Raw genomic sequence first — 11,059 nt, 5'->3', positions numbered from 1 at the left:
ATGCTCTCGGCGGCCGCCCGCACCACGATCTCCTCGTTGAACGACCAGAGGTCCTCCAGCGAGCCGCCGCCGCGCGCGACGATCAGCACGTCGGGCCGCGGAATCCTGCCGCCTTCCGGCAGCGCGTTGAAGCCGCGGATCGCGGCCGCGACCTGCTCGGCCGAGCCTTCGCCCTGAACCTTGACCGGCCACACCAGCACATGACGCGGAAAGCGGTCATTGAGCCGGTGCAGGATGTCGCGGATGACCGCGCCGGTCGGCGAGGTCACGACGCCGATCACGTCGGGCAGCCACGGCAGCAGCTGCTTGCGCGCCTCGTCGAACAGGCCTTCGGCGGCGAGCTTCTTCTTGCGCTCCTCCATCAGCGCCATCAGCGCGCCGATGCCGGCCGGCTCCAGCGCCTCGATCACGATCTGGTACTTCGAGGAGCCCGGATAGGTCGTGAGCTTGCCGGTCGCGATCACCTCGAGCCCCTCCTGGGGCTTGAAGCGCATCCGGCCGTGCACGCCCTTCCAGATCACCGCCTCGATCTTGGCGCTCTCGTCCTTGAGCGCGAAATAGCAATGGCCGGAGGAGTGGGCGCCGCGAAAGCCGGAGATCTCGCCGCGGACCCGGACATGGCCAAAGGCATCCTCCACCGTCCGCTTCAGGGACTGGGAGAGTTCGGAAACGGTGAATTCGGGGGCGTTGAGCAGGGGTTCCGCAGGCGGCATCGGCAAACGATTCGGCATGTTGGGGTCAGACCCGACGTTAAGGATTTTCGCAGCGCGGCGCTATCCGGGGGATTGATCGCAAGAGTACTCTGTAATATAGAGTTCTCTATTGCGAATGAGTCCGATGGAGATTGAGCCATGGCGATCCGGCTGCTGCGAGGCGTTCTGAACGGACTGAAATGGGCCCTGTGTGCGGTCGGCGCCGTCGCGCTGATCCTGGCCGCGATGATCGCGACCCCGCTGCAGCGGCCGCCCGAGATGCGGTCGGTCTCCGACTCATCCAAGGGGATCGACTGGTCCACGCTGCCCCCGCTGGAGCGCTTCCAGGCCCGCGACGGCACCTGGATCGGCTTCCGCCATTATGCGGCGAACGGCCCGGAGACACGGCGCGGCGCGATCTTCATCCATGGCTCCTCCGGCTCCAGCGGCACCGTCAACCACGCGCTGACGCATGCCATCGCCGCGCACGGGGTGGAGACCTGGGCGCTGGACGTCCGCGGCCACGGCGGCTCCGGCACGCGCGGCGACATCGGTTACGTCGGCCAGCTCGAGGACGATCTCGTCGATTTCGTCGCCGAGGTCCGCAAGACCGCACCGGACCTGCCGCTCACGTTGGTCGGCCATTCCGCCGGCGCCGGCTTCTCGCTGCGCGTCGCCGCGACGCCGATCATGCAGGACATGTTCGTGCGCACCGTGCTGCTTGCGCCCTATCTCGGCTACGACGCGCCGACCAACCGGCCGAATTCCGGCGGCTGGGCCAATGCGGATCTGCCGCGCTTCTTCGCGCTCGCCGCATTGCGCAAGCTCGGCATCGACTGCTGCTCGCAGCTGCCGGTGCTGGCCCTGGCGGTGCGCCCGAACATGGAGAAATTCCTCGTCTCCACCTATTCGGATCGCCTGATGCGCAATTACGCGACGCGCGGCTATCGCCTCGATTTTCCCGCCACGACCCGCCCGATCACCATCTTCGGCGGCGCCGAGGACGAGATGATGATCTCCGATAAATATGCGGAGACCGTGCAGGCGATCAAACCATCGGTCGACGTCAAGCTGCTCGACGGCATCAACCACATGGGCATCGTCACCAACCCGAAGGCGGTCAACGCGATCGCCGAGGACGTCGCAACGCGCGGGGCAGGGCAGTCGTGATGCGATCCGCTGGCGGCAAGGCAAGCGCAGACGGGAGCGGTTTCCCCGCGTCCATCCTTCGAGACGCCCGCCTGCGGCGGGCCCTCAGGATGAGGGCGGAGGGTGTGGCAGCCGCTTCAACGGGGACTGGTGCAGCTGAGCCTCATCCAAAGGCAAAGCTGCATCTCAGCCTCATCCTGAGGAGACCGCGCAGCGGTCGTCTCGAAGGACGAGGCGCTTGCTCCGCTGCCACCGCGCATAACCCGCCAGCCGTGCACCTGAAAGGGACGACATGATCGACAGCAAGGAAGCCTCCGCGGCGCTGGCCGACATCGACGACATCGTCCAGCGCGTCAAGCAATCGCAGCTCTATGAGCTGGCGAGCCTCGCAGCCATCTGGTGGGGCGTGCTGGTGTTCGCAGGCAATCTCGTCACCTGGCTCTGGCCGGTCTGGGCGGTCTACGCCTGGGCCGCTGTGGACATCGTCGGTGTCGTCGGTCTGGTTGCGCTCCGCCTGCTCAATCCGCCGCATCATCCGCGCGGTGCCGGTTTCGACCTCAGGCTCGTTCTGGTCTTCGCGCTGTTCTTCGCCTTCGGCTATCTCTGCACCAACGTCGTCGGCCATTTCGGTCCGCGCCAGCTCGGCGCGTTCTGGCCGCTCTACTTCATGCTGTTCTACACGCTGGCGGGACTCTGGTTCGGCTATGCCTTCGTCGCGATTGGTCTGGGCATCGCCGCGCTGACGCTGATCGGCTTCTTCTGGATCGGCGAGGCGTTCCCGCTGTGGATGGCGTTCGTCAACGGCGGCGGCCTGATCCTCGGCGGCCTCTGGATGCGGCGGATCTAGCGCATGGCCGATCTCGACGACATCATCCACCAGCCGCTGCGGCTGAAGATCATGGCGGCGCTGAACGCGCTGCCGGTTTCAACAGGCCTGGAGTTCGCGCGACTGAAAAAGCTCACCGGCGCCACCGACGGAAATCTCGGCGCGCATATCGAGACGCTGGCCAAGGCCGGCTACGTCTCCGTGGACAAGGCGTTCGTCGGCAAGAAGCCGCAGACCACGGTCACCGCGACCGCCACCGGCCGCGGTGCCTTTGCGCGGCATGTCGCGACGTTGCAGGAGATCATTGCGGGGAAGCAGGTCTGAGCTTGTCGCGATGACCCTGGGAAAGTCTGCAGGGGGCATCGTTCAAGGACCGGCATTCCCTGCCCATGGCCTTACGCACGGAACTGCGTCGGTGAGGCGCTGAAACGTCGGCGAAACGCCTGGTTGAAATACGAAATATCGCTGAATCCGCTCGCATAGGCGATCTCACTGACCTTCAGCCGACCGTGCCCCGGTGACATCAGCATGATCCTCGCGCCCTGCAATCGCAATTCCAGCACCCTTTCGGTAAAGCTTGCACCGGTCTCGTGGAGGAGGGCCTGAATGTAGCGCGGCGACAATCCGAGCTTTTGCGCGAGCTGGCCCGGCGAGAACGCCGGGTCCGCGAAGTTCGCTTTGATCTCGGCCAGGATGTCCCGTAATCGCGCTGCACGCAGGCCCCGCAACGTCGCAGCCTGCGCCGCGTCGCGCCCCGCGCCGATGGTCAACGCAAAAAGGTCCGTCAGCGTGGTGCGAATGTGTCCTGCGAGCGCTGGATCGGACGCGGTATCGTCAAGACTGTGCAGGAATGTGACATACTGACGGAGATAGCGGAGCGGCGCGCCCGACGGATCGAGCGGGCGGATCGCGGCGTCGTCGAGGTCAGGGATCAATGCGGCAAGTTCGATCCGCGGTATGCCGACCATCAGATAGTTGAACCCGTTGGCGTGCACCGCGCCTGGCTCCGTCATGCTCATCAGAATGGCGGCGCCGGGCTCGACGGCAGCTTCTCGACCCAGTTGCCGGGCAACCATCGGCTTGTCGCCGCGGTTGATACAGATGACGAACTCGTCCACCCCCTCGGAGGCAACGATCTGCGGTGTTCTCACCATTCTGTTGACGCTCGCATCGCACAATGCGGTGCGTGTCGTGCCGACCGCGGTTGCTTCGAAGTGAGCCGTGAACGGCTGGCCTTCGATCCGCGAACAATCGATTTGGCACTTGATGGCATTGAAGCGGTCGTTCCAGAGCGAGAAGCGCGCCTTCTCGTCCAGCCCCGCCGGGAGGTCGTCCAACGCGACGATGATCTTCTGCAATGCGTGGGTCTCCGCGGACAGCGGTCATCCGAATGGCAGCGTCCGCATCGGGCGAAACCCGCAAGACGGCTTCGAGATGCGTTTGTCATGAGCCTCAGCCCAAAAATAGCGTTCCGGGTGTGAAATGCAACGTCCTTCAGTTGCAGTTGAGCGCGCTGCTGGAATTGCGAGTGCGCCGTAGCCAAAGTTTGATGCGCTTGGGCGAAAGTTCTTGCCAGTCTTGTTGCTCCGCAGTCACAGCGCGGAGAACTCCGCGACCTCTGCGGTGTAGCGAAATTCGAAATCGCCAGGGAACAAGACGCCTCGACGAATCCACGCGAGTATCTCCCGGCGAGATCGGCGCGATACAGCCAGATCGACGTTCAGCAGCTCGCGCCTGTCTCGGATCAAGGTTGGGGATTTCAAGATGAAGATTCTGCTCACTCTGGCCGCTGTCGCGGCCATGACCGGATCGGCTTTTGCCGCTGATATGGCTCCGCGCACCTATGCGAAGGCTCCCCCCGTTGCGTCGGCGACCAGCTGGACCGGCTGCTGGATCAGCGGCGGTGGCGGATACGGCTTGTATCGCGTCGACCACGACGAGCGCATCGTCGGATTTGGCCAGAACGTGTTGAATGCGACCGCCGGCGGCGATGGCTGGCTCGCGACGGCTGGCGCTGGCTGCGACTATCAGTTCGGCGGTCGTTGGGTGCTCGGCGCCTTCGCCGACGGCACATGGTCGGACATCAAGGGCGACCAGATGGTCCGCATCAGCGGCATGGGCGACTCCACCATCGGAAGACTGTCCAACGATTGGTCATGGGCCGTCGGTGGCCGCATCGGCTACCTCGTCGCGCCGTCCGTGCTGAGCTACTTCAATGCCGGGTACACCCAGGCTCACTTCAAGCAGGTGGATTTTTACGGCAGCGCCACGCCCCTTGATTTCACCGGCGGCTCCATTCCCGCGCAGAGGTTTGACGGCTTCTTCGTCGGAACCGGTATCGAGTATGCCTTCGACGGGTTGCCTGGTCTGTTCTTGAAGGGCGAAGGCCGCGCCGCCTACTACAGCCGCAAGGAGGCGATCCCGTTTTGCTCGACGGCCGGCACCATCTGCGCTGCGGCTGGCGCCGGCGCCTTCACGGGCGACGTCGATTCACGTCGTCCGATTGTCTACACGACAAAACTGGAGCTGGTTTACCGCTTCAACTGGGGTGGCCCGGTCGTCGCGAAGTACTGAGCCGGCTCACGCTGAAATCTTGGAAAGCCCCGGCATCGTTCGGGGCTTTCTCGTTGTGCCGCGCCGATGAACATCAGACCCGCGCCTGTGTTGGGGCGGGATTACGGTGACACTGTCATCGTAATCCCGAGAAGGCGTTCGTCGGCAAGAAGCCGCAGACCACCGTCACGGCAACCGCGGTCGGCCGCGGCGCCCTCGCGGCATGTGGTGCAAACTCTACCCGTCCCCCCGGAGGAGACCATAATACCTGAGAACGAAATATACCTCCTGATTTAGCCGGAAGACGGTCTTTACCCCTGGTTGCAGGCCGTCTTATCCTGCCGTTAGGCAGGGGAGGCTAAATGCCGGAAATCAAACTCAATATCGCGGACCTAGTGCTTGATCACGACAATCCGCGCATTTCGCACGCGGCGGGTCAACAAGAGGCCTTGCAAAAGATCGTTCAGGACCAAAAGACGAAGCTCGTTCGGCTTGCGCAGAGCATCGTTGATAATGGCATGAACCCGATGGACCGATTTCTGGTCCTTCGCCTGAACCAAACGCCGCGAAGGTATATTGCACTGGAGGGCAACCGCCGCGTAGCGGTCTTCAAACTGCTCACCAATACAGCTGTCATGAGCGGGTTGGATATGCCGACCCCAATGAAAACGATCCTTGAGAAGCTAGCAAGAAGATTCAAAAAGAGCATGGTCGAGCCGCTGGCGTGCTTTGAATTGCATACACGGGAAGAGGGACGCTATTGGCTTGGCCTTCGTCACAATATTGGGCACGAGGGCGCGGGCGTCGACAGCTGGAAAACGCTCGCTAAGCGCCGGTTTGAAGGAAAGCCCCCTGTTGTACAGGCCCTCGAATTGGTCACCGAACGCGCGGGACTAAGCCCGGCGGAGCGCGCTGCGATTACCGACAAGTTTCCAACTTCAACACTGGAACGTTTCCTTGAAAACCGAACGGTACGCGCGGAACTTGGCATCGATATCAAAGACGGTCGGATCATCTCGAAGCTCCCAGGCGGAGAGATCGCGAAGCCACTCGCAAAGATCGTCACCGACCTCGCCACCAAGAAGAAGCAGGTTGGCGACTTTATGAAGACACAAGACATGTTGGACTATGTCCGCAAGGATATGGGGAAGAGCCACTTGCCTGACATGTCCAAGGCGCGTGGATCGGCGCGGACGCTCGACGAAATTCCACTCTCTGAGTTTAAGAAAGCTCGGCCGACGACGCCACGTCGCAAACTAGATCCAAGCGACCGCAAGACCGTTGTTCCAAGGGGGTGTCCGGTCAATGTCACAGACAATCGCATTGCTGAAATCTATCGCGAACTTCGAACGCTCGAATTAGTGAGCGCGCCGAATGCAATCGCGGTTCTCCTGCGGGTGTTCTTAGAGTTGTCAGTCGATTATTTCTTGGAGCACAACGGCGGCTCTCTAGATTTCCAAACGCCGAGCGGGAAAACTGTTTGGAAAAGCCTCGACAAAAAGCTGTCCGAGACAGTGGACATTCTTGTAAAGTTGGGAGTGCCGCAATCGCACTTCGCGAACATCACACGTAGCCTTAGCGTGAAAACTAGCCCAATGAATATTGAACTTCTCCATCTCTACATCCATGACCGGTTTGCTACCCCTGAGCCGGGAGCGCTGAAGGCTGCATGGGATCATGCTCAGCCGCTCTTCGAAAAAATCTGGCCATGAGCAAGCAAGCGGCTGAGCCTAGAAGGCTCATTCACTTCACCCCATTGCGCTATCCAGGCGGCAAAGCCAAGCTCGCAGCCTACGTCAAGGAAATCATCAAGCAGAATAAGCTCTATGACAGCGAGTATGCCGAGCCTTACGCAGGCGGCGCCGGCATCGCGTTGGAATTGCTATTTCAAGAATACGTTCACCAAATTCGCATCAACGATGTAAGTCACCACGTATACTCGTTCTGGAAAAGTGTCCTCAATGACACGGAGGAGCTTTGTCGGCTCGTCAAGAACACGAAGCTATCAATTGGCGCATGGGACAGGCAGAAGCGAATTTTTTCCAATCCTGACGACCACGATTACGTGCAGGTGGGCTTTGCAACCTTCTTTCTTAATCGCACCAACAGATCTGGTATATTGAACGGCGGCGTCATCGGCGGTCGCGATCAAACTGGACCGTGGAAGATTGATGCGCGCTATAATGCCGATGAGCTGATATTCCGCATCGAATCCATCGCGAAGATGAAGAAGCGGATCAAGTTGACCAATAGAGACGCAATTTCTTTCTTGAAGTTCGGACTCCCGAAATGGCCGGACAAGGGGCTGGTCTACCTTGATCCTCCATATTATGAGCGTGGCCGCGAGCTATATTACGATTATTACAAGCCAGAGGATCACGCCGATGTTGCAAACCTGATCGGCGAGAAAATGAAAGGCCGCAACTGGATTGTCTCCTATGACAACGTCGCGGCGATCAAGAAGCTTTATTCTGCTTATCGCAGCATCACTTACAACGTTGGATATAGCGCCAGAGATCAGTACGTCGGAAAAGAGGTGATGTTCTTTTCGCCGAAACTCATAATACCCGATCTTGTCGGTCCAGTGAAGCAAATCGGCAAGGTAAAAATGGCGGCCTGACATGAGCATTGTCGTTGCTACTCTTGTAGGTCTTTTGGGGATAGCGCTTAACGTCATCAATCCCACCAACAAAATATTTGAATCCTATTACAATGCATACGACACGCAGATTTGGCGCAAGAGAGAGGGCGTTTCTGACGCCGACGTATATGCTTACGCTCGTATGAGATCAGTTGCGTGGGCGCTGATAGGCGCAAGTGGGGGCGTTTTGCTATTCGTCTCGCCGCGCGAACACCTTTTCGCGCTATTCGGATGGCTTTGAAATGGGCGAATGACCGAGTTCGAATTGCGGTGACAGTGCGCGAGACGGTGGCAGCTAATGCTTGGAATTACGGTGACAGTGCACCAAATGGTATCGACTGATGCTTTGGTTTGCCAACTAGTGGGTTGTCACCGTAGTAGCCAGGCAATGATAGAATATCGCTCGGCATTCATGGGCGACGTAAAATGACGCGTTCTGAAAAGCTTTGGGACCTATATACCCGGTGCGTTCGCGCTAATCAGGGTGCACTTTTTCACGATCACGGGCGAGTGCTGAAACGGGTTATCCGAGAGCCAGGCAGTGTGCAAGGCATCGCGCGACCTACGAAGCTTACACTTGCTGATGTCCTTTTGACTTGGGGCTGGGTGAATGAGAAAGTCGCTCCAGAATGCGACGACGCTGACGCAATCGAAGTTATTCGAGAAACTCGCCAACGAATAGTTGAGCTTTGGGATCAAAGAGCTGACGATCTCGCGCTTCAGAGTGATGCGTGCATCGATAAGCTAGCTGAGATTCTTCTAGTTGAAATCCCGAAGTCTCGCCGCGAAGTCTAGTCCGGAGCGCAGTATTTTTTTCTGAATTGCGGTGATGGTGCTGTCACCGTAATTTCTAGAGCGGATGCGGGAATCTTTCGCCGGCCGCGTTGACCGGAATGCCGTTAAGCGATGAAGTGCGTCGATCTTGACCAATTAAGTAAGTGGTGCCTCTTAGTCCCAGCTCAGACCCGCCTGTTCCGCCAAATATCGAAAGTGACGGCTCCGCGCCGGACCAAAAACTTCCTTGTACGTAACGTGGTCGTAAATGTTTGATTTGTCGTTGTTGCAGCAGAGGCAAGCCAACACACAGTTGTCTGCCGAATAGGCTCCCTTTCCGTCTTTTTGATCAATTTCAAAATTTGGTCCGCGGGCGTCAGGTATCTTGCCGTTTCGACCCGCTATCAAGCGGCGATTAATTAGCTCGCGAATTATGCGGATGCGCGTCTCGCGATACGCACAAGAGTTCCGCTGTTGCAAAAGGGCATTATTCCACCATGCAATGGATTCGTCGGGTCCCTCGAACTGAAATGATATGCCTTTGTTCTTAGCGAGCGACATCTTGCGAGAGAAAACACTCCGTAAGCGATCTCCCGCTTCAGCCGAACCAACGATAACTGCCATGTCGGTCGATCCTGGTTTGAGGGGCATGGCTTCGAAGGGTATGGCCCGACAGCTGCTAACGCAATTCAGGCATGATGCCGAAGGTGTAGGGTTATTTGTTAGTGTCGCTAACCGATCCGCATGACACCGCGCGATAAATCCGAGCTCGCATCCCCTAAGGGCGGGTCGAGAATGACGGGGAGTTCGGCCGTTTCCCCTTGAGACCCGCCCCGATTCGTGCGACCTCCGCCCCCAGCAAAACCCGTCATTTCGAGCCCTCGATGCACATTCTCCTGCTTGGTTCCGGCGGCCGCGAACATGCCCTGGCGTGGAAGATCGCGGCTTCCCCCCTGGTGACCAAACTCTGGTGCGCGCCCGGCAATGCCGGCATCGCGCGGGAGGCGGAATGCGTGGCGCTCGATGTCGCCGACCATGCCGCCGTGATCGACTTCTGCAAGACCAACAAGGTCGAGCTCGTGGTGGTCGGGCCGGAGACGCCGCTGGCGGCCGGCATCGTCGATGATCTCACCGCCGCCGGCATCAAGGCGTTCGGGCCGGACAGGATTCCCGCCCAGCTCGAAAGCTCCAAGGGGTTTACCAAGGCGCTCTGCACCGAATTCGGTATTCCCACCGGCGCCTACAAGCGCTTCACCAATGCCGATGACGCGCGCGCCTACGTGCAGAGCCAGGGCGCGCCGATCGTGGTGAAGGCCGACGGGCTTGCCGCCGGCAAGGGCGTCGTCGTCGCAAAAACCGTGCGCGAGGCGGAGGACGCCATCGCCATGATGTTCGAGGGCGCCTTTGGCGAGGCCGGCACTGAAGTCGTGATCGAGGAGTTTCTGGCGGGCCGCGAGATCAGCTTCTTCGCGCTGTGCGACGGCGAGACCGCGATCCCGCTTGCCTCCGCGCAGGACCACAAGCGCGTGTTCGACCACGATCTCGGCCCCAACACCGGCGGCATGGGCGCCTATTCGCCGACGCCGCTGGTGACGCCTGCGGTCCACGACGCGATCATGGCGAAGATCATCCTGCCGACCGTTGCCGGCATGAAGCAGCGCGGCACGCCGTTCCGCGGCATTCTCTATGCCGGGATCATGCTGACGACGCAGGGCCCAAAGCTGTTCGAGTTCAATGTCCGCTTCGGCGATCCCGAATGCCAGGTGCTGATGCTGCGGATGATGTCGGACATCGTGCCGGCGTTGCTGGCGGCCTGCGACGGCCAGCTGAAGAACTTTGACATTCGCTGGCACCCGGAGACCGCGCTCACCGTGGTGATGGCGGCGAAGGGCTATCCCGGCGACTACGAGAAGGGCACGCGCATCGAGGGGCTGGAGGAGGCCGCCGAGGTCGAGACCGCCGAGATCTTCCACGCCGGCACCGTCGAGAAGGACGGCGCCATCCTCGCCAATGGCGGCCGCGTGCTCAATGTCTGCGCGCTGGGGGCTGATGTGACCGAGGCGCAGGCGCGCGCCTATCAGGCCGTCGACCGCATCCGCTGGCCGGAGGGCTTCTGCCGCCGCGACATCGGCTGGCAGGCGGTGGAAGCCGAGAAGGCCAGGGGCTGACAGGGTTTTTCCGGCGCGGCGCGCAATTCCCGCCGCGCCCGTCGGCACTCCAAAAAAACACAGGCAGGCGTTGAACTTAGCTACTGTGCATGGGGTTGTTTCTCGACTTTCATGTTGAGGCGCCCTCGCGACCGACCAGATAAGGATGCAGAAGATGTCCGATCTCGCCGACCTCTATCCCGGCTTCGCCTCCGAATGGATCAACACCTCGTTCGGCCGCATCTTCGCCCGCGTCGGCGGCAGCGGCCCGCCGCTG

10 protein-coding genes and 1 pseudogene are annotated in these 11,059 nt (G+C 60.4%); 8 read left to right on the top strand and 3 right to left on the bottom strand.

All coding sequences use genetic code 11. The features are described 5' to 3' along the window. A partial coding sequence (gene xseA, locus PMI42_RS08435; protein WP_035964917.1) for an exodeoxyribonuclease VII large subunit occupies positions 1-731 on the bottom strand: 731 nt, incomplete at its 3' end. A gap of 120 nt (positions 732-851) precedes the next feature. Here xseA and PMI42_RS08430 point away from each other — a divergent pair. The 3 genes from PMI42_RS08430 (at position 852) to PMI42_RS08420 (ending at position 2,991) form a co-directional block, all read left to right on the top strand. Next, the gene (locus PMI42_RS08430; RefSeq protein WP_008132557.1) at positions 852-1,862 is read left to right on the top strand and encodes an alpha/beta hydrolase; all 1,011 of its coding nucleotides are present in this window, start codon (positions 852-854) and stop codon (positions 1,860-1,862) included. Between the two features lie 271 nt (positions 1,863-2,133). Then, on the top strand, positions 2,134-2,688 hold the full coding sequence (locus tag PMI42_RS08425; protein WP_008132555.1) for a hypothetical protein: 555 nt from the start codon (positions 2,134-2,136) through the stop codon (positions 2,686-2,688). 3 nt (positions 2,689-2,691) lie between these two features. Continuing rightward, positions 2,692-2,991, top strand: a complete 300-nt coding sequence (locus PMI42_RS08420; protein ID WP_008132553.1) for a winged helix-turn-helix domain-containing protein — start codon at positions 2,692-2,694, stop codon at positions 2,989-2,991. A 71-nt stretch (positions 2,992-3,062) separates the two neighbouring features. Here the strand turns inward: PMI42_RS08420 and PMI42_RS08415 are convergent, their stop codons facing one another. After that, on the bottom strand, positions 3,063-4,025 hold the full coding sequence (locus tag PMI42_RS08415) for an AraC family transcriptional regulator (protein ID WP_008132551.1): 963 nt from the start codon (positions 4,023-4,025) through the stop codon (positions 3,063-3,065). A gap of 406 nt (positions 4,026-4,431) precedes the next feature. Between PMI42_RS08415 and PMI42_RS08410 the strand changes: the two genes are divergently transcribed. The 3 genes from PMI42_RS08410 (at position 4,432) to PMI42_RS08400 (ending at position 7,840) form a co-directional block, all read left to right on the top strand. After that, entirely contained in the window at positions 4,432-5,241 is an 810-nt protein-coding gene (locus tag PMI42_RS08410) for an outer membrane protein (protein WP_008132550.1), read from the top strand. A 341-nt stretch (positions 5,242-5,582) separates the two neighbouring features. Further along, positions 5,583-6,932: a hypothetical protein gene (locus PMI42_RS08405; RefSeq protein ID WP_008132548.1), complete on the top strand. Its 1,350-nt coding sequence runs from the start codon at positions 5,583-5,585 to the stop codon at positions 6,930-6,932. Further along, complete coding sequence (locus tag PMI42_RS08400) at positions 6,929-7,840, top strand: DNA adenine methylase (RefSeq protein ID WP_008132547.1); 912 nt, start codon at positions 6,929-6,931, stop codon at positions 7,838-7,840. Before PMI42_RS08405 ends, PMI42_RS08400 begins: the two co-directional genes overlap by 4 nt. Positions 7,841-8,809: 969 nt before the next feature. On the opposite strand, the gene PMI42_RS39015 is transcribed toward PMI42_RS08400, so the two are convergent. After that, positions 8,810-9,259, bottom strand: coding sequence for a hypothetical protein (locus PMI42_RS39015; protein WP_157195727.1), 450 nt, complete (start codon positions 9,257-9,259; stop codon positions 8,810-8,812). 260 nt (positions 9,260-9,519) lie between these two features. Between PMI42_RS39015 and purD the strand changes: the two genes are divergently transcribed. Together purD and PMI42_RS40375 are read left to right on the top strand one after the other, a co-directional pair. Further along, on the top strand, positions 9,520-10,803 hold the full coding sequence (purD, locus tag PMI42_RS08390; protein ID WP_008132545.1) for a phosphoribosylamine--glycine ligase: 1,284 nt from the start codon (positions 9,520-9,522) through the stop codon (positions 10,801-10,803). 154 nt (positions 10,804-10,957) lie between these two features. Further along, positions 10,958-11,059, top strand: a pseudogene (locus tag PMI42_RS40375) (alpha/beta hydrolase); the annotation flags it as partial.

The organism is Bradyrhizobium sp. YR681, from assembly GCF_000282615.1.
GTDB lineage: Bacteria > Pseudomonadota > Alphaproteobacteria > Rhizobiales > Xanthobacteraceae > Bradyrhizobium.
Note: the sequence above shows the minus strand (reverse complement) of the source record. Positions and strands in the feature narration are given on the sequence as shown.